Origin of the sequence: Aulosira sp. FACHB-615 (genome assembly GCF_014698045.1) — a bacterium.
GTDB lineage: Bacteria > Cyanobacteriota > Cyanobacteriia > Cyanobacteriales > Nostocaceae > Nostoc_B.
On the sequence record NZ_JACJSE010000038.1, the window covers coordinates 32531 to 55242 of the forward strand.

Here is a 22712-nt window from a genome sequence, read left to right on the forward strand (position 1 = left end):
GAGGCATCTTAAGATAACTGAATTTTAAGGTTGATAAACTTTGTTTATGGAAGACCAAGATACGCAAAGGCTGCCCAATCTTCAATACCATAGTTTAATTGCATTTCAGATTGAACTTTACAAAAAGAAATATATGGAGAATTCTCTAAGTTATAAAACTTATTATAGAGATTTTCGGTAAATATAGCAGCCGTATAATCATAGACTGGCCATCGGCTACCGATGATGGCACGCGCCCCTGCTCTAAAAAGACTACCAGTTAATCCAATGCAGTCGCTAGCAGCAGCTATGGAAGTTAAGACTGATGAACACGCAGACATCGTGATTACAGGAGCGTGTTTAAATTTGATGGTCGCCATATCACTAGCCATAATACGATGACTGTCTCTTTCTGGATTAGGAACAAGATGCAATGCTGATTTAAGAGGTTCTATAGGGTTAAATGTACCGTGACAAGAGAAATGTATGTAATCATAGTCTCCTTTAAGTTCATTCAACACAGATTTTTTGGTGCATTGACTACCATCTAGTCGTGTGACTCGGTCACCCCATAATTTAGTAATATAATCAAGCTCTTGTTTAGTATATCTTATATCTTCACCCAAGTAACCAATAACCAACAATCTACTGTCACTACGTCTAGGTGCTAAGTTCAGTAAATCAAATCCTAAAGATAGTGATGGTAAATAAAATACATCAAATTGATACTTTGAATGATTATCAGATGATATACTTTCATCAAAAAAAGCCTCAAATGGTAAACTACCTAATCCAGGTTTGGCACTAATACAAATTCTCTGAATTTGATTTGTTTCAAGAAAGCTGGTTAATGGTTTCAAAAATGTATCATATCCAGCGCAGCAAAGGCGTTTTAATCGTTTTTCCCGTACTGGAGATGGCTCTAGAAGAACCATCATCTTCTGCATTTCCTCCAGTGAGTGGACTTCAGTATTCCATTGTTTACCATAAATTCGATAAGTAAAAATTTTAGAAGGGATGACTGCTATAACTGTAAAGTTAAGTCCATCATTAATAAAAGAGAGCAAGGCTGTTGGAACATCATTTAGATAGACAACTAATTTTTTTAAATCTGGAGCAGCAGATTGAAGTTGTGGTTTTTTGATTTTTGTATGTTGGGCTTGACCAAATATTTTTAAAGCTAAAAATGCTTTAGCTACTGATTGCGCCGATTTTTTCTGGCGTTTTGCTTTATCTGTGGCTGAAAGAGTGCTAAGGCGTAAACTTGCCAGTTTAATAGATTCCAAAATATTAAGTGCTTTTTCGGCACGATTTATTTTTACATAATAACGAGCCAAACTTTCAAATATATTTATGTAAAGGTTTGTTTTTTGCAAGAGTATTTGTTCATTCTGAAATGCAGAATTTATCTCATCTAGAGCAATCGCCATAGCTTTTTCTAATGAAGTTTTTGCTTGGTTATCTTGACCAATCTCTAAATAAAGATTGGCAAGATAATATAGTGATAGTATTTTATCCGACCAAGCTCGATCATTTTCTTGGAAAGACAAGACGTACTTCAAGTCTTTAATAGCCTTTTCTATTTGCTCTTTAGATTTGTTATTAAATAAAGATATCGCTAACCCCCTAGAGGCACGAATTCCAAATACCAAGCGTTTTATAAAATAGGTATGAGGCGAGACTTGTCTGAGATACTCTTCAGCTTGATTTAGATACTCAACGGATTCTTGTAATTGGTCTTGTGTTGCTTCACCAACTTTCAGGATATCACCAATAATAAAATTGAACTTGGCTAATTCAATCCTACCTTCTGCTTCAGAAGTTTGAAGGTTGTAGATATATTGAATGTTTAAACTCCCTTTTGTATATAGAGTTTCAGTCGTTTTAAGAGCTTTCTTGGCAATTTTAATTGCATTTAGTCTGATTTGTGGGCGATTTGCCAACAAAGATACGATTTCTTCGGGATATTTTGCCAAGAGGCTGTAAATAGATATTACAAGGTTATATTCTATAAATACCGAATCCAATGGATCTTCTATGAGACTTACGCATTCCTCTAAAATATTTACAGATTCAATCCCAGCAGCAATCTCTCCAGTACGCTGAAAATAATCTCTAAGCCAAAGTCCTTCAGCATTAAGTAAGAATTTAAATTTTCTCTGATTGTTATAATCATTACAAAGCGATAGTCTTTTACAAAGAGCAATTGACAACAAAAGATATAGAGGAAATTCTGGAAGAAAGTTTAAGCTTTGAGTTTGTTGAAATATAGCTTTTATATCCTCTTCTTCTGATTTACCCCAAATGTGACGATAGGGATAGTCTCCAAAACAAGTAGGAAAAGCAGGATTTATTGAACTTGACTGGGTTTCTAAATTTATAGATAAACAATAAGGACATTTAGGTTCGTCGAAGAGAGTAACTTTTATCTCACTTTCTTGATTGCAATCCTTACAGCTATTAACCCTATGCTCTAGATGCCGAACCAAATTTAACCCAGCCGTATCACATTGAGTACATTTAAGATCAATATGCTTATCTTCTGATAATCCTTTAATAAATAAAGGATCAATTTTAAATTCCCAACCACAGTTATTACAAGCGTAGTATATTTGACCATCCCATGATAGTTGTGTACGAATATTTTTAGCTTGATATTCTGTGGGTAACTGCCAGATAAAACTATTATACATTTGGATACCTCGAAAAGCTGTACTTGGAACCTGTCACCGAAGTAAAGAAGGTCTTGGCACAATAATCTTAGCCGTACCGTCCCCACTGCCCAGAAAACAACTGAAACAGCCCGGCTAACGCTTCAGCATCTACTAATTTCGCTGCTCCTGTTTCATCTTCAAATACTAAGCCTTCTTCTCCTGCCCCATGCCCTGAAAAATGAAAGATCTGTGGTTCGTGTTCCAGGATTGCTCTGCGGATATCCCGATAGCGTACTGCTTGGGCTGTGGCTATGGAATAGCGTTCTCGATTTTTTGACCTTTTTAGCCCTTCCTCAATCTCCCGCATCTCTTCACCCAGACGCAGATATCTACTGCCGATGGGATTGGCAGCCAACAGTAGAATTTTCTGAGTTGCTTGAGTATTCATGAATTTGGGCTAGAGTTTGCCAACAGCACGGGTTTATATAGAACTTACATCTTGAGTATGTGGTTTTACGCAAAAGAGCGCAATATTTCTCTTACAAGAGGTAAACAATCAGCAATATTACGGCTGTGGTTAATTTCTGTTAGGTGCGATCGCTTGTCTCAAGGAGGCGATACGGACATGGAAAGGAATCAAGTCACCGGAAGCTGTGTTTGTGGCTGCTTGTAAGGAGGGCAGGAAGCCGGAATCGGCACAGGCTAAATCGGAGGTGGTTGCTTGGTTCGAGTGGGCGGGGCGGCAAAGGATTGTAATTGCGATGTCGGGAGACACTGTATACACGCCGGATGGGGAGGCGGTGGCGTTGACGGAAATGATGCGGCGGTTTCCGGTGTAGATGCAAGATTGTGTATCTGGCTAAAATTCTGAAATAGTCAATAGTTAAGTCAAGTAAAAATTGTATACCTTAATTAAGGCTGAGTACGGTTATCTCTACACCTGCAATAGTATATTTATGCGTATAATCGCGCTAAAGTCTTAAAAAGCGTATCTTTGCGTTCAATATCTAATAACTTATCGCTTATACCAAATACTGGCTTAAAGCATACTGCCCTCACAGAATTATGGTTAAAACTGTTAACGAAGCTTTTGAACTTTTTTTAAGAGATTACGTAAATTTAGATCCTGATGAAACTAAATCAGCTAGAAGAGGCAGGGATTGGCTTGTTCAGCAAATACGTTTATTTCCTGACAAAGATATAAACTTTCCAAAATTATATTCAGAGAAAGATATATTTTTTGGTTCTTTTGCTAGACGTACCAAGAAAAGAGAATTAGATGATATTGATATAATGATTGCCCTTCATGCTGATGGAAGTCAATATCAAGAATATGGAGACAGAATCGAAATATATGTCCCCGATTCTGCTTATGAACTAAACCTGCTATGTTATGAAAATACAAATAAGCTTAATTCAAGAAAAGTTATTAACAAATTCATCAGTTTACTTTCTCAAGTGCCACAATATAGCAGTGCTGAGATTAAGCGTAATATGGAAGCTGCTGTTTTAAAACTAAAAAGCTATCCTTGGTCATTTGACATTGTTCCTTGTTTCTTCACAATAAAAAATATCTTGGATAAAGATTATTACTTAATACCTGATGGTATGGGAGATTGGAAAAAAACAGACCCAAGAATAGATAGAAGCCGAGTTAATGAAATAAATCAGAGCCATGATGGTAATGTATTAAACACTATAAGGATAATGAAATATTGGAATAAGAGAGTAACTATGCCTTCAATGCCCTCATATTTAATAGAAAATATGATATTAGATTTTTATTCTACACAAACATACAGTAAAGCATCTAAATATGTAGATTTAGAAATACCTAAAGTTTTAGAATATATTCAAAAAAATATTTATTGCTCAGTAAATGATCCTAAAGGTATTCAAGGAAATATTAATACTTTAACTCCTGAAGAAAAAACTAAAATATTTATTAGAGCTTGTCTTGATGAAATGAAAGCTTTAGAAGCTAGACAATTAGACGATGAGTTAAAATATGAAGCATCGATTTCTAAGTGGCAAGATTTTTTTGGTTTTGATTTTCCTATTTATAGTTAAAAAATTTTTATGTAAGCTATCAATATATGAATGATATTCCTCAAAAACAAAATTTTCATAATCAATTAGAAAAACTAGCAGCACAAAGGCAACTATACTCTGATGCCAAAGCCTTACAATTTATTAGTGTATTAATTACTATTCCTTTGGCAATTATATGGTCTATTGTAATTGTATTTTTCCCTGGCATGACAGTTTATGCTGGATTATGGGCAATCATAGCTAGTTTATTAGAAAGTTTAGTTTTCGCTAATATTCAAAAATCTCTTCAAGAGAAAGCCGCAAAAATACAACAGCTTTTTGACTGTGAAGTTTTACAATTCAATTGGTTAAATTTGAACTGTGGAGTTCGTGTTGAACCAGAAACTATTATTGATGCTGCTAATAAATTTAAACGTAAAGATCCAAACTATGTAAGCCTTATAGATTGGTATCCACAAGTTGTTAGTCAACTATCAATTGACCAAGCAAGGATTATTTGCCAACGTTCTAATATATGGTGGGATGCTCAATTACGCCGACGATATAACAAATTAATAATAGCTATATTATTTATCCTTACCGTTATTGTTTTTTTAATTAGTATAATTGGAGGCTTAACGCTCGAAAAGTTTTTATTAGCATTTATAGCTCCGTTAGCTCCTGCTTACGTTTTTGGATTACGTCAATATAGTGAACATAAGGAAGCTGCAAACAGGTTGGATAAACTTAGAGAAGATGCTGAGGCTCTTTTACAAGAATTAAAGAACGGGAAGTTAACCCCTCAAGACCTAGAGAGAGAATCATACACTTTACAAACTCAAATTTACGATCACCGTCGCCGTAGTCCATTAATTCTTGATCGACTATATTCTCACTTGAGGCGTAAGAATGAAGAACAAATGAACAAAGGTGCTGAAGTTTTAATTGAAGAATTCAAACGTAACCCATAATTCTTAACTTTGCAATGACATGAAAAGTTGTTAGTCTACAATCAATCATCACCCAACTTTACATTTTCAATCACCTTATCACTTAATTATTAAAAGTTGGTGTAAGGCTGTATTAATCAGTTTTTCGTGTTCGGATTGAGATAGAGCCAGTTCTGCCTCTAATTTGTCACAGATAGCCATTAACTGATCTACTTTTGCAACAATAGATTTTTGCTCTTTTAAAGGAGGAATTGAAACTACAAATTTTCTAATAAGCCCTAAGTTTAAGTTTCCCTGAGACACTCCCTTGCCATAAGTATTGATAGAAGATTTATGTTTTCCACTGGGAGAGTTAAGCCATATTGTTAAATAGTAAGAGTCAATAAAATTTTTGAAAGGACGAATTAATGCTACACTTACATAAATAGCAAAGTCTAAATTTTTATCTATAACAGCAGCTTCTCCAATCCCTGCTCCGACTCGTGTTAGTAAAACGTCTTCAACTTCTGGTTTTCGGTTTTTAATATATCCCTGATAATCTTCTTCAGATACAAATTTATGAACTTCTGGCATAAAACGAAATGGTTTTACATTTTGAGCAGATATAAATATTCTCCCTGAAGGTGTATATTTTGGGGTTTGATGCGTTCCATCTGTAATAAGTTCACAAATTTCTCCTAACCTAGACCAGACCCATGTTTGGGGTATCTTGTACTCAAGTTCATCTACTGTAATTTCAGGCAACAGTTTTTCCTTTTTAATCTTTCCTTCCTTCATCAACAACTCTTTTTCAAACCGAATCTTATCCAACAGCACCGCCGCAGGTTCATCACTTGAATCTTGCGGGACAAGTTTGCCCATGACAGCAAGTTGAAGTATGGCTTGCCGGAGTTTACCAATATTTTCTGGCGCACTGTAGAGCAAATCGAAGTTGTTGCAGATGCACTGCCAGTGTTTTGCAAAGGTGTCCGGTTCACGGGCAGTGAGGAGTTGATTGATGGCAACGTTGTTGAGTAATACGCGCGTTTCGCGTTTCTTCTGTTGGCGTTCCTCCAGTTCGTCACAGAGGGACATTAGCTGGTCTACTTTGGCAACGATGCGGTGTTGTTCGGCTAGTGGGGGTAATGGAAAAGGATGTTGAGAAAAGTAATCATTTGGCACTCTTTTTTGTCCAGCAGTTCCCGTTAGTTTTGAAATTCCACTATTTATAAAATCTGGCGACTTTAAATAGATAAGGACGTATTCAGAATATACCAAGCCATTCAATGGACGAAAAACATAGAGTTCTGTTGTTCCAGCACCTACACCATTTTCTAACCCACGCATTACAGCAGATTTTCTATTTTGAAAACAAGGTGTGATTTTTGCTAACACAGCATCTTCATCAGCAAAATGAGTAAAGCCTTGTTTAATATCTCCCCATTCTTTTATTTCATATTTAATTGATTCACCATAGAATTGAGGGATCAGATTCATGGGGATAAAGGAAGCTGTTATATTATCCTCAACTTCATTGCGTGGATTTATCAGTCCTACATCAACAAGCCTTGTCCATTCCCAACCTTCAGGTAATTTAGTTAATTTTTTTTCTAAATTTTCATGTAAAATTTGTTTGTTTCTCTTGATTTTTTTTTCTTTGATTAGCAATTCCTTATTAAACTGAATCTTCTCTAACAGCACTGATGCAGGTTCATCACTAGAATCTTGCGGTACAAGCTTACCCTGCACAGCCAGTTGCAATATCAACTCCCGCATCTTCTGTACACCGTTGGGAGCTTCAGCAAATAATTCAAACTTCTCAAAAAATGTTTCTATCTTCATGCACTTTTACCGCCTAATGCTGCCATTAATTCCTGCTTGAGATTGTTGCGTGTCTGGTCTAAGTCAGCCAAAAGCTGCTCGTAATCTGCCAACATCTCATCTATATCTGCGTGTTCAGCATCAACTTTGTGGGGATTTTTAATGTCAAGGTTGTAGCCATTGTCCCTAATAATTTGAACAGGTACTTTCCAAGCAAATTCGTTCTCAACTCGGTTGTACCACCATGCTTTCTCAGGTTCAAATTCTTCAATGCGAATTGGCTTAGTTTTTGAGTATGACTTATACCCTGGTGGATAAGGGTGTTCGTAGTACCAAATCTCTTGAGTTGGTTCACCCTTAGTAAAAAACAGCAGATTGGTTTTAATTCCTGTATATGGGCTAAACACACCATTAGGTAAACGGACTATAGTATGCAGATTACATTCTTCTAACAACTTTTCTTTGATGCGAGTTTTGACTCCTTCTCCAAACAATGTACCATCAGGTAAAACAATCGCAGCCCGACCGCCATCTTCTAGCAAGTGCATGATGAGTAGCAAAAACAGGTCAGCAGTTTCTTTAGTGCGGAATGTGGCAGGGAAGTTTGACTCAATACCATCTTCTTCCATACCTCCGAAAGGTGGGTTGGTAAGGATGACATTCACGCGATCGCTCGGTCTATAGTCGCGCAGTGGCCGAGCTAGAGTGTTATCGTGGCGAACCGCAGGTACATCAACACCGTGCAACAGCATATTAGTCATACACAACAAGTGAGGCAGAGGTTTTTTCTCAACCCCCATAATCAGCTTGTGCAGTTTTTGAGCATCTTCAGGTGTTTTTACATATTTTTGACGTATATGCTCCAACCCACAGGTTAAAAAACCACCAGTACCGCAAGCTGGGTCAAGAAATTTCTCACCCAGTTTAGGGTCAACCATGTCCACCATGAATTGGGTGACGGCACGAGGAGTGTAGTATTCCCCAGCGTTACCTGCACTTTGTAGGTCGCGCAGGATTTGTTCGTAAATGTCACCAAACAAATGACGATCTTTGGAGTTGTTAAAGTCAACTTCGTTGAGCTTGTTGATGACTTGACGGACAAGTGTACCGTTCTTCATGTAGTTGTAGGCATCTTCAAACACTGCCCGAACCACAAAAGCACGTTTATCACCGTCAGTCCCGATTGAAAGAGTTTTTAGGGTTTTGAATAAAACATTGTCAACAAAATCAAGCAAAGTATCCCCTGTCATACCCTCTGGGTCTGCTGCCCAGTTACGCCAACGCAAAGCTTCAGGGATGGGGGAAGTGTAATTATCTTCTAAAAGCTCGTATTCAGCCTCACGATCATCAAAAATCTTGAGGAAAATCATCCAGACAAGTTGGCTGATGCGTTGTGCGTCACCATCCACCCCTGCGTCTTTCCGCATGATGTCTTGAATGGTTTTGATTGTGGTGCTGATAGCCATTTTCTGTTACTGCCTGTTGGTGCGTTCTTGCTAAAAATAGTTAACTTGTTAAATTAGTTTGAGGCTTTGAGTAGAATACAACCCAAAACACTCAAAATTTATCGCTAAGTAGTAAAAAGATACTACACAGCGAATAAATTATAACTGTGCAGATGTTCTAGGATGCCATATAAAGTTGTGTTTTTAACTCTTGTAGGGCTGCTAAATATTTTTGCTTGTCACCAAACAGCTTAATGATTTCCATTGGTGTACCCAATTGGTTGATTGGCTGTACCCTGAGAACATTTATATCCTCAATATTTTCGATACCTTCATCTGCGTACTTGTCCAAAAGCGCATTAAGAATAGCACGTACTGGTTCACTGTATTTGGCGAAGTAATCAGCTTGGCGTACTTTTTGAGCGCGATAGCGGCGGCTTAGGGGCGGCTGGTCAAATGCCACATGGCAAATTAAATCAAATGGGTCAAAGTCCTGGCCTACTTCATCTGCTAAAGCTTCGAGTAAGATTCCTTTTTCATTAAGTTCTTGAATAATTGCCTGTTTTTGTTCGGCCATACTCCAACGCTTGAGAAAATTATCAAGGGAGCTAAACTCTTGATGAACAGTTTTACGCGTGTAGTCTTTAATAGATTCAGTAATTAGCTTGCCATCTTTACCGTAATACTGCACCCGTTCACGAAGAATGGATACTTCAACATTTGTAGGAGTGTACTTAATGCGTTTTTGTCCAGAATCAATAGGTGGGTCAATTAGAACCTCTCCCTCGCCACCATCTAAAACACTGCTTTTATCATCTGGCGGAACTGGGGAGTCCCCTGTTTTAGGTTCATAAATCTGCACGGGATCGCCATCAAAAGCTGGATCTCTAAAATTATTTGTCGCTTTTTTAAAATCCATGATGGTGAAGTAAAACTTATCAAAATCCTCGTTAATCCGTGTTCCCCTTCCAATAATCTGCTTAAATTCGGTCATCGACCCAATATTACGGTCTAAGACAATTAACTTACAGGTCTGGGCATCTACGCCAGTAGACATTAATTTTGAGGTAGTGACAATTACCGGATACTGGCTTTCAGGCAAGATAAAATAGTCGAGTTCTGCTTTACCTTGTTTATCGTCGCCTGTAATCCGCATCACGTATTTACGATTTTGAGCTACTAAATCGCTGTTTTCGTTAATCAAAGCCACCCGCATTCTTTCAGCGTGGTCTATATCTTCGCAAAAGACTATGGTTTTATCAAACCGATTAGTTTGTTTGAGAAATTCAGTAATTTTTTTGGCAATTAAAATATCTCGATTTTCTAAAACTAGTGTCCGGTTAATATCTTTTTGAGTGAAAACTTGGTCTTCAATTAACCGATTGTATTTATCAAGTTCTCCTGGTTCTGGTTGCCATCCATCTAAATCTCTATCAATATCAATCCTTACAACTTTATATGGGGCAAGATAGCCATCTTCAATCCCTTGCTTTAATGAATAAGTGTAGATGGGCTTGCCAAAATAGTTTATGTTAGAAATTTCTTCAGTTTCTTTGGGTGTGGCGGTTAACCCGATTTGAGTAGCTGAACAAAAATATTCTAAAACTTCTCTCCATCTGGAATCTTCTGCTGCACTTCCCCTATGGCATTCATCGACTACTATTAAATCAAAGAAATCAGGCGAAAATTGTTTATAAATGTTTTTCTCTTCTTCTGTGCCTGTAACCGCTTGGTAGAGACACAAATAAATTTCATAGGATTTATCTATTTGACGCTTTTTGATTTTCGTCATTGCCGAACCAAACGGTTTGAAGTCGTTGGTCTTAGTTTGGTCAACTAAAATATTTAGGTCAGCCAAAAACAAAATACGCTTTTTGGTCTTGGATTTCCACAATCGCCAAATAATTTGAAATGCAGTATAAGTTTTACCTGTGCCAGTGGCCATCACCAACAAAATTCGGTTTTCACCTTTGGCGATCGCTTCGATTGTGTGATTAATCGCAGTTACTTGATAGTAGCGAGGTACTTTACCACTGCCATCATCATAATAATCATGGGTGACAATGGGTTGCTGTGAGTTGTCAATTCCCTTCCAATCGCAATAGCGTTGCCACAGTTGTTTAGGTGAGGGAAAAGCATTAAGAGGGATTTCCTGCTCAATTTGCCCTGTGCTTACTGTAAAGTCATGCTCTAGAAAAGCGTCGCCGTTAGAACTATAAGCAAATGGCACATCCAACATCTCGGCATAAGCAAGTGCCTGCTGCATTCCACTACCAACACTATGGTTATTGTCCTTTGCTTCAACTACTGCAATTGGAATGTTGGGCTTGTAATAAAGGATGTAATCAGCACGTTTCGATTCTCCTCTAGTGACTAACTTCCCTCGGACATAAACTCTCCCTTTAGTCAAAACCACTTCTTCACGCATTTGAGTATGCAGATTCCAACCTGCTTGCTCAACAATCGCTGGGGTAATGTACTTGGTGCAGATGTCGCGCTCACTTAGGGATTTCTTGTCAAGTTCGTCCATTAGATTGTTAATAAAGCAAATAAAACTTGTGGCAAGGTAGGTCTACTCTGCCAAAGGGATAAGTATCAAATCAGTTTTTACATAACTTTCTAAACTACAAGATAGCCGAAGTATTAATTAATGCCAATACTTTTTGTATATGTGTTTGCAAATTACAAATACTGTAATAATCCATAAGCGATTTCTTCTAAAAGCTACTGAGAGATATTTCCACAGTAAAGATTACCGCTAAGTAATGTAAGTAATGGTTTGAGCGATTAGCAATTGTTGTAACTGAATTCTTGAAGAGATTTTGAAATTTTATTAATTTAAAGGTACTTTAGTAATAACTTTTAAAGTCCAAGTAATACATAAGATGCCCAAAAACTGGGTGCTTTATAGTTAGGATGTTGTAGTAATTTTAGCTGGGCCTTTCGGACAGCTTCGGCTGTGGTAATTCCACTCCTGAGTTGTCGGTAGAATTCACCAACAAACAAGGCTGTAGATTCATCGTCAATCTGCCATAGGGATGCGAGGGTACTGCGTGCCCCTGATCGTACTGCTGCTCCCGCTAGACCGACGAGGGCTGCATTATCTCCTACTGCTGTCTGACAAGCACTCAAAACTAATAATTCTAATGCTCCTGAACGGCTTTCATTCCGGCTGCGGAGCAGATTGTTGAATTTTGTAACATTGATTGGGCCGTCGGCAGCTAAAATAAATGTATTTTCAGCGTGATAATTAAACTGACAGTGAGTTGCTAGATGCAGTACGTTGAATGGAACTGTATTCACGTTCTTTTCTAGTTCCTTGCTGGTGAAAGCCTGATCTAGCAAATTAGTTGTAGATACCCCAGCACTGGCAATTAGGTTGCTTTCAGACTTGATGGCAGGCAATGGTGCAAAGTTGGCAAAGCCTAGTGGGGGCTTAGTTAGACCAGCAATTAATACTCTCAATTGCTGTCTTACTAAAGATTTAGGGTTTTGGGGTTCTAGACCAAAACTTAAGGCAATCGTGTATTTTTCTACTAAGTATTTCTTGCCATCGTAGAGTGCTGCTATTGGTAAATTACGTAATGCTCCATTCGGCACAAATATTAAGGTTTTCACCTTACTCTCTGACAATTGTGATTCAATTGGTCTCAGTAGCCAACTGTAAAGTTTTTGTGACTGAATTTTCAAGATACCAGTGGCAGCTGGATTGACAAAAGTTTTTCGTAGGTCAAGGAAAACTCGATCAACTTCTGCTTTAGTAATATTTGTAGTATAGTGCTGTAGAGGTTTATTATGAATTTTGACAATTACCTGAAATTTATTAGCAAAAATAAATGGGTATATAATTGCAGTTTCTGGATCAATCTCTTCAGTCTGCTCTAACTTATCTTTTAAATACTTATTATCTAAATAAGCTTTGCCAAAAAAATTATTTAACTCTGCTATTTTAAAATATTTATTTATCTTAAGAATTTTTTTAAGATTTTGCGGATTAGAACCAGTTTCGGGGTATTCAAAAAGATACTGAATAAATCCTAGATAAACTCTTTCTAAAGTATTTTCAAAAGAAACCTGTATAGCCGGATTTATATTAGTAAAATCATTGTTTAAAGATTGAAGAATATTAAATGCTTCTGTATGAGCAGACAATGCTCCTTGAATATCCCCTTGAAGTTGTAGCAGACGACCTTTAATACTAAAAGTTTGGGCAAGAATTGCTAATCTAGTAGCAGAGTCGTTTTTCTCTACTGGGAAATTGAGTAAATTAAAGCTGTCTGAGATTGTTTTATTTGCTTTAGTTAAATTCCCAAGTTGTTGATATGCTATTGACATATTGTTCAATAAAATAGCTTGTTTTAATTGAGTATTTGTTATGGTGAGAGATAAAGATGCTTGCTCCCAAATCTGTTTTGCTTCTAAATCGTTATTATTATTGTAAAGTTCTCCACCTAGTTTTGATAATAATGAAAGTCTGTGGATTTCTTGCTCGGCAGTTTTTGCTTCTTCTCTTGCATCCCTTGCTTTTAAAATTTCTTTCCCTGCTACAAAAGCTAGAATAGATGTAATTAGTAAAGTTGAAATTAAAACAATAGTTCCAATACTTATTCGTCGTTGAGCTTTTTTATTAGCTTCACTTAATACTTTATTTCTGTGTTCCGCTGCTTCTCTATCCTTTTTCTCTCGCTCTAATGCAGCCTCTTGTTCCTTAGCAGCAATCCCTTCTTGAATTTCTTTTTCTTTACTAGCTGCTAAAAACTGTTTATCCTGATAACTTAAGTTCTTATCACTAGCCCATTTTTCAGCTTCCTGCAATGCCTTCTCGCGTAGTAATCTTGAATCATCAGTACCTCCAGATGCTACCCAAAAGCGAAAATTATCAGAATATGGACGAAGGTTATTTAATTGAGTTTCAATCCAATTTGAGTTAAATATTTCTCGGTAAATATGGTTATAAATTCTCAGCTTACCCTGCTGTCTAACAACTAATCCTGAAAGCTGTAACTCACTTTGCTCTAATGTCTCATCAGCTATTACCTGGGCTTGCTCCTCAGCGACTCGGACTTGTTGATACAGTTCTAGTAAATACCCTGCCCGTTGTTCATCACGTAAAATTCTGGCTTGAATTGTTCGCAAATGCTCAGGTTCATCCTGTGACTCCCAACTTTCAAGAATCCGTGACCTGACCACTTGTTCTAATAAACGAGGGCTATCTTGCTCTGATTCCTCAACCATGAACTGACACAGCTTTTGAGTCAGAAATGGTTGCCCCCCAGTCCACTGCAAAATCTCCTGCATTATCGCTTGAGGATTACTGAATTTCTCATACAAACCCTTCTCTAATGGCTCAACTTCATGCAATTGAAAGCCCTTGAGAGAGATAGCCTGACCAATATTAAACGGGGTACGATTCTTGTCTTGTATTAAGCTCGTTGGTGATGCCACTCCCAGTAAACAAAATGTAAGGCGATTGTATTCTGGGTTATCAACTCGCAAGTTATAACAGGAACGGATAAAAGCAAAAAAATCATCTGTAGGAAAATTCAGACTGAGTACACTATCAATCTCGTCAACAAAAATAACAATATTTTCACTAATTTCAGTTAACAGTATCTTAGTAAGAAAGTTACTAAATCTTAGTAATGGAGAGTTGACGTTATTCTGCTCCCACCAACTTTTAAAGTCGACATCCAAGACAAAACTATCAATTAGCTTAACAATCAAATCTGCATACCAGTTCTCTTGAGTTGCTGTCTGAATGCTAATAGATGACAAGTCAATAGCTGCACATTCTATACCAGCTTCACTCAAGCGGCTCATGGTTCTGACACGCAAGCTAGACTTGCCACTCTGCCTAGAATTCAATACATAACAAAACTTCCCTTGTAATAATGCCTCATACAATTCATCATCTGCTTGGCGTTTGACATAAGTGCTGGCATTTTCAGGTAAACTTCCAGAGAAAATGTACTGGTCGTGCATAGATTACCCCAATCTTGCCAAGAAATACTGACGGTACAAATCACAACTAGCAATACAGTCATTACGTACTATTTTAAGCAGCCCCAAGCTATGCAATTTAAAAGTAATCTCTGGACTAAGTTGTACCGCCTGATTTGCTGTTATTACTCTTTTATAACTCTCCATTAGCCCAGAATCATTTTCTAAAGCTTCTAGTTGCTGCCGTAGATGATAGCTGAAGATTCCTTGTTCTGTTGGTGCTAGTGTTAATAGCTCCTCCAGCGTAATTTCTGGTTCCTTGAGGTTAGCGAGTGCCTGCTGTACTAGAAAAGGATGTCCCCCTACTAAGTGCATTAATTGGCTTAATCCATTTTTTGATAAAAAGCTATTTACCTCATACAGCTTCACCATTTCTTCTATCTGCTGTTGATTGAACTCAGGCAACTCTATTGCTAATCCCACATTAAACGGTGAACGATTAATGTCTAATGTAGGGTAAGCTTCTGTGGAATTAACTACTATTAAACGTAGTTTTTTCCAAATCTTACCCATTCTATCCCCTTGCTTGGCTGTTTCATACCAACTCCGCAATAGTAAGCAAAATTCGGAGAAGATATTGTCATGCTCAAATAACCTTTCAAAATTATCTATAGCGAAAACTAAACTCTTATCAATGTCTGACAAGACATATCTTTGGAAATAACGAGTGCAACCTGTATTAATCCCCAAATTATCTGACCAATATTCATCCGTTTTATTTTCCAAATCCAGGGTATCCGAAACATTCACACACAGCCAATACAAGAATGTTTTTAAGTTTTTTAAAGTGGAATTATCAGCTAGTTTTAAATCGAGTTTTACTGTTTTATAACCCTGTTTTCTTGAATAATTTAGTATCTTCTCCAGTAGTAATGTCTTTCCCATTTTTTGAGGAGCTTTAATCCTAATTAACGCTCCTGGTTGCAAAATTGCACTGTAACATTTTTCTTCAATTGGTGGACGTTCAATGTATATCGTCTCTGAATTGTCTGAAGAATTTGATAATGCTATTTCTTCTTTTGTAATTAGCTTAGGTGTTAGATTTTCAGCGATCCCGGCAATCTGGATCAAATTACAACCTAACCTATAAGCAAACTCATAACCCTTGTTTGCACCCAACCCATCATAAAAACCTACTGCAAACTCAATTGCGGCTCTATCGCCTATTTCTTGGCTCATACCGACAACATAATTTATGTGTCGCGCTATTTCTTTAGCTTGATATTGGGAATAGCAAGCATTGAGAACTACACACTCTACTTGTTGGGAGAATAGTTGAAACAACCCGGCTAAAGCTTCAGCATCAACTAGCTTTGCTGCGCCCATTTCATCTTCAAATACTAGACCTTCTTCTCCTGCTCCATGCCCTGAAAAATGAATTATCTGCGGTTCGTGTTCCAGGATTGCTCGATGAATATCTCGGTAGCGTACTGCTTGGGCTGTGGCTATGGAATAGCGTTCTCGATTTTTTGACCTTTTTAGCCCTTCCTCAATCTCCCGCATCTCTTCACCCAGACGCAGATATCTACTGCCGATGGGATTGGCAGCCAACAGTAGAATTTTCTGAGTTGCTTGAGTATTCATGAATTTGGGCTAGAGTTTGCCAACAGCACGGGTTTATATAGAACTTACATCTTGAGTATGTGGTTTTACGCAAAAGAGCGCAATATTTCTCTTACAAGAGGTAAACAATCAGCAATATTACGGCTGTGGTTAATTTCTGTTAGGTGCGATCGCTTATCTCAAAGAGGCGATACGGACTTGGAAAGGAATCAAATCACCGGAAGCTGTGTTTGTCGCTGCTTGCAAGGAGGGACGAAAGCCGGAAGCACAACAGGCCAAGTCTGGTGTGGTTGCTTGGTTCGAGTGGGCGAGGCGGCAGCGGATTGTGATTGCGATGTCGGGTGAGGTTGTGTATACGCCGGATGGTGGGGCGGTGTCGGTGGCGGAGATGATGCGGCGGTTTCCGATGCAGGGGCAGGATGGTGTATGTGGCTAAAATTCTGAAATAGTCAATAGTGAAGTCAAGTAAAAATTGTATACCTTAATTAAGGCTGAGTACGGTTATCTCTACACCTGCAATAGTACATTTATACGTATAACTGCGCTAAGATTTTAGAAAGCGTATGTTTACGTTTAATATCTAATAATTTATTGCTTTATGCCCAATACTGGCTTAAAGCATAATGCCTTCATATCAATATGGTTAAAACAGTTAATCAGGCTTTTGAAATTTTTTTAAAATTATTGTTTGAGATATTTAATATGGTGAAAAAGCGTAAAGATATAAATAAAAAAATTAAAAACCAAATAATTGAAGAAGCGGGGTATAAATGTGCGAATCCTGGATGTCCTAATTGGAGAGCAGAAATACATCATATTAAAGAATGGGCTGTTTTTGGCTCTAATGATCCTTCTATCCTTATTGCTTTATGTCCATCTTGTCATGATGCAGTACATAATGGAAAACTGAAAATTCCTGATGAATTATTATATTCATGGAAATCTATACAGCGAAAAGATGAACATAGCTTTGCCCATCTTTATGTAGAGCCATCTCAAGAGATAAAGTTACTTACAGGACAAATAGCTCTTACTACTATAAATAATAATATTACTATTTTTGAAATTTCAAACCAAAATAGATTTAGCTTTAGGCTATTAAATAATAATATTGTTTTAATTAATTTAACTATTACTAGTTTAAGTGGTAAGGAAGTCCTGAATGTAATTGACAATTACACAAATGTCTACGCTAAGGATAGCGTTACTTTTAACTACATACCAGGACATATAAAAATATTTACTAAGAATGCTGATTTATTTATTTCCTCTGAATCAGTTAGGAAAATGCGTACAGTAGAGCCAGATTTTTTATATGACAATGAACTCATCCTCCTTGAATTGCAAGTAGTAAAACCAGGACATATAAAAGTTAAAGGTTGCTGGAGTGATAAAGATTATACTATTATTATTACTGACCAGTCATTAGCTTTCATAAAAGACTCTCGGAAGGCTCCATTAAGGATTATGGGGGGCGGTGATAATACCGTTATTAGATATATAGGCTCTGTTGATTGTGCTTTATTTGGATTTAGGGATAAAAATACAGGTGCGCTAAAAATATAAAAAATATTTGTATTCTTGGCAAGAAATTATAATTTTAGAAAAAATATACTCTAAAAAGTATGCTAAGAATAAATTTATATCCTAGCTATCTGTAAAATAATCAGAATCAATTTTCTTGACTTCATACACAGCAAATGGCGTAACACCAACATTATTTTCAATCATCAACTGAGTCAGCGTTTCCCCATCAATCAAAATAATCTTACTGTCAATTCTTGAAACGTAGTCTTTAGCTTCATTTGTAAACGTTGATGTTGTTATAAATACTCCTTTTTTTGCACGAAATCCTTGTAAAGCCCCAGCAAACTTTTGAATTTCGGGACGACCTACAGAACTTTCCCAACGTTTAGCTTGTATGTAAATTACATCTAATCCAAGACGGTCTTCGTTGATGATACCGTCAATTCCACCATCACCACTACGCCCAACGGTTTGACCTGCATCCTTGCGAGTTCCGCCATATCCCATTTTGACTAATAAATCGACCACTAGTTTTTCAAAAAAAGCTGGTGGAGAATTTTTGATCATCTGTAGTAAATCTGATGCTAATTCTTTTGTCAGCTTTTGAATGGCAAGCTCTACATCTTCTTCTGGTGTACGAGTTGTATTGATTTCAGTTCCACTACCATTAAAAGTGCTTTCCTCTGATTGTTGAGTATAATTTTGAAATTCTAAAAATTCTGGAAACTGCTTTAAAAACTTAGCATTAATCTCAACAGGATTAGTATTAATAGTCTCAATCCCTCTATCTGTTATACGAAAATAGCCTCGCTTAGTTGATTCCACTAATCCAGCTTTTTTTAAATAAGTACGCGCCCAGCCTACACGATTATCAAAAGTTGGTTGACGGCCACTAGGCAGCAGTTCTTTCCGTTCCTCATCAGTTAATTGGAAGTGATCAGCCAAAGCCTCTATTGCTTCCCGTAGTGAGTGTTCCTTCTGGTCGATGGTAAATTTGAGTAACGGAAGCATTATGGCTTGGTAATCAGGAATGGGCATATACTCTTTTTTGGAAGTATAAAAATATATGGAGCAGGAAAATAACTCATGATAAGCGATTTTCTGTCCATCATCCTGAAAATTATCAAATGAACTGAATCACAGTTGTGTAAGTTATCGATTAGTCGCATATTTCAGCAACCGTTCCCACTCCCAACGCCAAGCTGTCTCTACCGTGATTTCTTTGCCATTGGTGAATTTGATAAATTCTGTGCCTTCATCATAAAAAACATCAGCAACAAGGCGATTGCAGACATTGTTTCCCCACATTGAGGCGGCATATAATTAAATGAATAGTAAAAGTAATTTAAAATGGAATATTTCGAGTCGTTGTTAAACCCGTATTCTCCTGCACTTATACCAATTTACTGGACTGAAAAGCCAAATGAATCTATCCAGCTTTATAAAGGATTGTTGGAAATTATTCAAGGAGATACTGCATACGAAGGAGAAGGAAGTATTTTTTTTGAATGGCTGCCATCCCCTAGCATTAATTTTTATTTTTCAACTCAAGGCGAATTTACTTATCAACTTAGTCTAGACAAAGCTCGTTTAAAACTTTTAGAAACTGAAATAATAGTAGAAGTTTATATTCTGAGTGTTCCTATCATCTTTGATGAAAAGTTGGAAATTTCAGGTTACTTAAGTGAACCTACATTATTAGGTTCAGGTCAAACTTTGAGAAGTGTAACTTTTCATTTAAGTAATTTTCATAGCTTTATAGGAACTCAAGTACGTAGGAAAAATAGTATTTGTTCAGATAGACTTTTATTAAAAGTAGATGGCTGGAGTATCTACATTGATAAACTAGAAAGTCTTACTGAGATTATCAAATCTCTTAAATCACAAGGAGGCTATGCCATAACTCATGTAGGAAAAATTGAACGTTCTGACCAAAAAACTTTTTCTTCAAAAGAAGCTGAAGAAATTTTAGAGATTTTGCATTGGTTTCTCTCGTTTTGTAGAGGTTTTAGAATTTCTCCCATCCTGTTAGTTGGACAAAACAGTAGTGGGAAAAAAGTTTGGGAGAAATGGCATAGCAATCAACTAATATCACCTTGGAAGATAGTTGACTCTTGGTTTATTGATTTACATTCACTAAATACCCAAAATATTAATGAGCTTTTTGCAGGTTTCCTTACCTTATGGAAAACTGACACTTGGAACGATGCGATAAGGTTAGCAATCCACTGGTACTTAGAAAGTAATGCTCAGGCTGGAGCAGTACAAGGTTCTATTATCTTATTGCAAGCTGCGTTTGAACTTCTTGCTGGAACTCTTTTACTAGAAGATAAAAAAATTACAGAGGAGGCATTTAATAAACTTAAAGCTTTTGAGAAGCTAAGGCATCTTTTAAAAGAATGTAATCTACCTTTGGAAATTCCTGACACTCTAACCCATTTACTTCAAGCTGCAAAACCAGAAGACTTAGATTGGAGTGATGGTGTTCAAGCATTAACACAAACGCGTAACGCTTTAGTTCATGCAAACCCTGAAAAACGTAAAAAGTTTCTTAATCGTTCCTTTTCTGAAAAAGTAGATATTGTTAACCTTGGTTTATGGTATTTAGAACTTGTTTTATTAAAAGTTTTCGGTTATAAGGGTCAATATTTAAGCCGTGTAACTTGTAAGGAAATTAAATATGAGAATATTCAAACTGTTCCTTGGGCTTAAAAGCTTATCCTGAAAAATTGTTAATAGAGATAGATCGCCCATACTCCACAGTTTCGGCTCAATGCAGAGATTCAGCGCACAGTAAGGCGATGTTGGGAAAATGTACCGGGGGCGTTGGCGCAAGCCTTGTCGTAGACATCGCTTATTTGAAGGAGGCAATACGAACTTGGAAAGGCATCAAGTCACCGGAGGCTGTGTTTGTGGCTGCTTGTAAGGAGGGACGAAAGCCGGAAGCACAACAGTCCAAGTCTGATGCGATCGCTTGGTTTGAGTGGGCAAGGAAAAACAGGATTGTGATTGCGATGTCAGGTGAGGTTGTGTATACGCCAGATGGTGAGGCGGTGGCGTTGACGGAAATGATGCGGCGGTTTCCGGTATGAGGATTATTGAGAGTATGAATCTTAATAGCTTGTGAGGCTACGGGGAAGATTTGGCAGATTGGCTAGTGAGGCGATCGCTTCTCTGTTGCAAAAATGCGATCGCCTACATCCTACCATTTATGATCGCTTCAAAATTGGGAAAGTGCGATCGCTTACCATAAATAATCCTATTTAATTGTGAAAGCTGCGAGTAGCGACTGCCTAATTGCTGACATTTTCTCAACAATAAACAATAAAAACTGCGATTATTATTTATTCATCGTATAAAAAACACTTAAATTTTCCCTTTACAAAAGATATAAACTTTACGTAAAAATACTAGCTTAACTTTAAAAACAATGATATTGTTTGTTGAAATGAGCTTTAGCTGTTTTATAAATACATTGGTGACGGACATTTTGTTAATGTCCATAGCTTTTTGTGTCTACCTTTAATTTTGTCTGTAGATTTTGAGTTCCCTATTAAGTGGATTAATTTGCTATTTGAACTTAAAAAAGCTGGTTAATCTCCATAAGGTTAATAACATCATATTTGTTGACTTTCAAGATTCAAAAGCAAAGAAAGTTGAGGTGTTTGGTATTGCTTGCGATCGCCGCAATCAATCCAGGCTTTTGAAAATATGCCAAAGATAAGCAATTCTCTCTGATTTTTTGATTAACCTTGGTTTTTTAAATTAGAAATTCAGAATTATGAATAATACTTACATCCTCCATAATAATCTAGTTGTCAAATCTCCCTTGAGTGTCAAACCCACTATATTAATAGCCCTAGAACAAGCTCTGGTTTTAGTACAAGAAAGATTACAAGCTTTTGCTAATGAACCAGATTTTGCTCAAAAGATGGCAATAGCTTTTGGGGAAAAAACTGAAGTTGGGTTACTAAAGACAGCATGGTTGGCAGAAGATTTTAGTATTATTCCGCAAATAGCTATCTACAATGCAGCAGCTATCAATGGAGCGAATGGAGCTTACGGTACATTTACTAACCGGATTTATCTGTCTTGGGAATTTTTGCAGGTGAATCAGGCAAATCCAGAAAATTTAGTAGGGTTGTTGCTAGAGGAAATTGGGCATCGAGTTGATAATGTTTTGAACAATAGTGATAGTGCTGGGGATGAGGGCGCGATTTTCTCAGCGTTGGTGCAAGGAGAAAGTTTTGCTAACGAAGCTTTGGCACAGTTAAAGGCGGAGGATGATTCAGCAGTTATTACTATTGATGGGCAGGCGATCGCAGTTGAACAGCAGAATTTCACTGGTACTAACGGAAATAATACAATAATCGGAACCTCTGGTGACGATACAATTAACCCAGGATTAGGAAGCGATGCTGTAGATGGCGGAGCCGGAAATGACCTATTAATAGTTGATTATTCCAGTAACACGTACAGTGGTTCAAGTTCTGGCATATTGAGTTCGATATCCAGCAATGGTACAGGGGGATTTAACGGTTACTACCAAGCCTTGAATGGCTCCAACTATGACAGTGTTAGCTTTTCCAACATTGAGCAGTTCCAAATTACAGGTACAGCAGCCAACGATAACATTCGCACAGGTGATGGGAACGACACGATTGTTGGTGGTGCTGGCAATGACACCATTAATGCAGGGAATGGAAATAACAGCATTGATGGTGGAGAAGGTAATAATACCATCACAGCTGGTACAGGCAACG

Annotated in this window: 19 protein-coding genes; 10 read left to right on the plus strand and 9 right to left on the minus strand. The window is 37.2% G+C overall.

Annotation, left to right across the window (positions count from 1 at the left end):
- Positions 1–44 precede the first annotated feature (44 nt).
- A complete protein-coding gene (locus tag H6G77_RS31355) occupies positions 45–2672 on the minus strand; it encodes a CHAT domain-containing protein (RefSeq protein ID WP_190873639.1) in 2628 nt (875 codons plus the stop codon).
- A gap of 67 nt (positions 2673–2739) precedes the next feature.
- Positions 2740–3081, minus strand: coding sequence for a hypothetical protein (locus H6G77_RS31360; RefSeq protein ID WP_242049364.1), 342 nt, complete (start codon positions 3079–3081; stop codon positions 2740–2742).
- On the opposite strand from H6G77_RS31360, the gene H6G77_RS31365 reads away from it, so the two are divergent.
- From H6G77_RS31365 to H6G77_RS31380, 4 genes are all read left to right on the plus strand, one after another.
- Entirely contained in the window at positions 3070–3306 is a 237-nt protein-coding gene (locus H6G77_RS31365; protein WP_190873640.1) for a hypothetical protein, read from the plus strand. The genes H6G77_RS31360 and H6G77_RS31365 overlap by 12 nt on opposite strands.
- 40 nt (positions 3307–3346) lie before the next feature.
- Entirely contained in the window at positions 3347–3472 is a 126-nt protein-coding gene (locus H6G77_RS36395) for a hypothetical protein (protein ID WP_277880706.1), read from the plus strand.
- 226 nt (positions 3473–3698) lie between these two features.
- Positions 3699–4703: a nucleotidyltransferase gene (locus tag H6G77_RS31375; RefSeq protein ID WP_190873642.1), complete on the plus strand. Its 1005-nt coding sequence runs from the start codon at positions 3699–3701 to the stop codon at positions 4701–4703.
- Positions 4704–4729: 26 nt separating this feature from the next.
- A complete protein-coding gene (locus H6G77_RS31380) occupies positions 4730–5635 on the plus strand; it encodes an S-4TM family putative pore-forming effector (RefSeq protein ID WP_190873643.1) in 906 nt (301 codons plus the stop codon).
- Between the two features lie 78 nt (positions 5636–5713).
- Here H6G77_RS31380 and H6G77_RS31385 read toward each other — a convergent pair whose 3' ends face one another.
- From H6G77_RS31385 to H6G77_RS31405, 5 genes are all read right to left on the minus strand, one after another.
- Entirely contained in the window at positions 5714–7435 is a 1722-nt protein-coding gene (locus H6G77_RS31385) for a restriction endonuclease subunit S (protein WP_190873644.1), read from the minus strand.
- Positions 7432–8880: a class I SAM-dependent DNA methyltransferase gene (locus tag H6G77_RS31390; protein WP_190873645.1), complete on the minus strand. Its 1449-nt coding sequence runs from the start codon at positions 8878–8880 to the stop codon at positions 7432–7434. Before H6G77_RS31390 ends, H6G77_RS31385 begins: the two co-directional genes overlap by 4 nt.
- A gap of 157 nt (positions 8881–9037) precedes the next feature.
- Complete coding sequence (hsdR, locus tag H6G77_RS31395; RefSeq protein WP_190873646.1) at positions 9038–11389, minus strand: EcoAI/FtnUII family type I restriction enzme subunit R; 2352 nt, start codon at positions 11387–11389, stop codon at positions 9038–9040.
- Positions 11390–11721: 332 nt separating this feature from the next.
- Positions 11722–14841, minus strand: coding sequence for a CHAT domain-containing protein (locus H6G77_RS31400; protein ID WP_190873647.1), 3120 nt, complete (start codon positions 14839–14841; stop codon positions 11722–11724).
- A 3-nt stretch (positions 14842–14844) separates the two neighbouring features.
- The gene (locus tag H6G77_RS31405) at positions 14845–16443 is read right to left on the minus strand and encodes an AAA-like domain-containing protein (protein WP_190873648.1); all 1599 of its coding nucleotides are present in this window, start codon (positions 16441–16443) and stop codon (positions 14845–14847) included.
- On the opposite strand from H6G77_RS31405, the gene H6G77_RS31410 reads away from it, so the two are divergent.
- Together H6G77_RS31410 and H6G77_RS31415 are read left to right on the plus strand one after the other, a co-directional pair.
- Complete coding sequence (locus tag H6G77_RS31410; protein ID WP_190873649.1) at positions 16432–16767, plus strand: hypothetical protein; 336 nt, start codon at positions 16432–16434, stop codon at positions 16765–16767. The genes H6G77_RS31405 and H6G77_RS31410 overlap by 12 nt on opposite strands.
- 294 nt (positions 16768–17061) lie before the next feature.
- Entirely contained in the window at positions 17062–17988 is a 927-nt protein-coding gene (locus tag H6G77_RS31415; RefSeq protein ID WP_190873650.1) for an HNH endonuclease, read from the plus strand.
- Between the two features lie 81 nt (positions 17989–18069).
- On the opposite strand, the gene H6G77_RS31420 is transcribed toward H6G77_RS31415, so the two are convergent.
- Both H6G77_RS31420 and H6G77_RS31425 read right to left on the minus strand, forming a co-directional pair.
- Positions 18070–18987, minus strand: coding sequence for a restriction endonuclease (locus H6G77_RS31420; RefSeq protein WP_190873651.1), 918 nt, complete (start codon positions 18985–18987; stop codon positions 18070–18072).
- 114 nt (positions 18988–19101) lie between these two features.
- The gene (locus tag H6G77_RS31425; protein ID WP_190873652.1) at positions 19102–19257 is read right to left on the minus strand and encodes a hypothetical protein; all 156 of its coding nucleotides are present in this window, start codon (positions 19255–19257) and stop codon (positions 19102–19104) included.
- 42 nt (positions 19258–19299) lie between these two features.
- On the opposite strand from H6G77_RS31425, the gene H6G77_RS31430 reads away from it, so the two are divergent.
- From H6G77_RS31430 to H6G77_RS36400, 4 genes are all read left to right on the plus strand, one after another.
- Complete coding sequence (locus tag H6G77_RS31430; RefSeq protein WP_190873653.1) at positions 19300–20661, plus strand: hypothetical protein; 1362 nt, start codon at positions 19300–19302, stop codon at positions 20659–20661.
- Positions 20662–20750: 89 nt separating this feature from the next.
- Complete coding sequence (locus tag H6G77_RS31435) at positions 20751–21041, plus strand: hypothetical protein (protein WP_242049365.1); 291 nt, start codon at positions 20751–20753, stop codon at positions 21039–21041.
- Positions 21042–21072: 31 nt separating this feature from the next.
- The gene (locus H6G77_RS31440; protein WP_190873654.1) at positions 21073–21216 is read left to right on the plus strand and encodes a hypothetical protein; all 144 of its coding nucleotides are present in this window, start codon (positions 21073–21075) and stop codon (positions 21214–21216) included.
- 514 nt (positions 21217–21730) lie between these two features.
- The coding region (locus H6G77_RS36400; protein WP_190873655.1) for a calcium-binding protein at positions 21731–22712 on the plus strand (982 nt) is incomplete at its 3' end.

Excerpts from the sequence above, each read along its gene's own strand:
- H6G77_RS31420 (WP_190873651.1), bottom strand. The coding sequence starts at position 18,987 with ATGCCCATTCCTGATTACCAAGCCATAATGCTTCCGTTACTCAAATTT.
- H6G77_RS31385 (WP_190873644.1), bottom strand. The coding sequence starts at position 7,435 with ATGAAGATAGAAACATTTTTTGAGAAGTTTGAATTATTTGCTGAAGCT.
- H6G77_RS31400 (WP_190873647.1), bottom strand. The coding sequence starts at position 14,841 with ATGCACGACCAGTACATTTTCTCTGGAAGTTTACCTGAAAATGCCAGC.
- hsdR (WP_190873646.1), bottom strand. The coding sequence starts at position 11,389 with ATGGACGAACTTGACAAGAAATCCCTAAGTGAGCGCGACATCTGCACC.
- H6G77_RS31375 (WP_190873642.1), top strand. The coding sequence starts at position 3,699 with ATGGTTAAAACTGTTAACGAAGCTTTTGAACTTTTTTTAAGAGATTAC.
- H6G77_RS31425 (WP_190873652.1), bottom strand. The coding sequence starts at position 19,257 with ATGTGGGGAAACAATGTCTGCAATCGCCTTGTTGCTGATGTTTTTTAT.
- H6G77_RS31435 (WP_242049365.1), top strand. The coding sequence starts at position 20,751 with ATGTTGGGAAAATGTACCGGGGGCGTTGGCGCAAGCCTTGTCGTAGAC.
- H6G77_RS31355 (WP_190873639.1), bottom strand. The coding sequence starts at position 2,672 with ATGTATAATAGTTTTATCTGGCAGTTACCCACAGAATATCAAGCTAAA.
- H6G77_RS31405 (WP_190873648.1), bottom strand. The coding sequence starts at position 16,443 with ATGAATACTCAAGCAACTCAGAAAATTCTACTGTTGGCTGCCAATCCC.
- H6G77_RS31430 (WP_190873653.1), top strand. The coding sequence starts at position 19,300 with ATGGAATATTTCGAGTCGTTGTTAAACCCGTATTCTCCTGCACTTATA.
- H6G77_RS31380 (WP_190873643.1), top strand. The coding sequence starts at position 4,730 with ATGAATGATATTCCTCAAAAACAAAATTTTCATAATCAATTAGAAAAA.
- H6G77_RS31415 (WP_190873650.1), top strand. The coding sequence starts at position 17,062 with ATGGTTAAAACAGTTAATCAGGCTTTTGAAATTTTTTTAAAATTATTG.
- H6G77_RS31360 (WP_242049364.1), bottom strand. The coding sequence starts at position 3,081 with ATGAATACTCAAGCAACTCAGAAAATTCTACTGTTGGCTGCCAATCCC.
- H6G77_RS31390 (WP_190873645.1), bottom strand. The coding sequence starts at position 8,880 with ATGGCTATCAGCACCACAATCAAAACCATTCAAGACATCATGCGGAAA.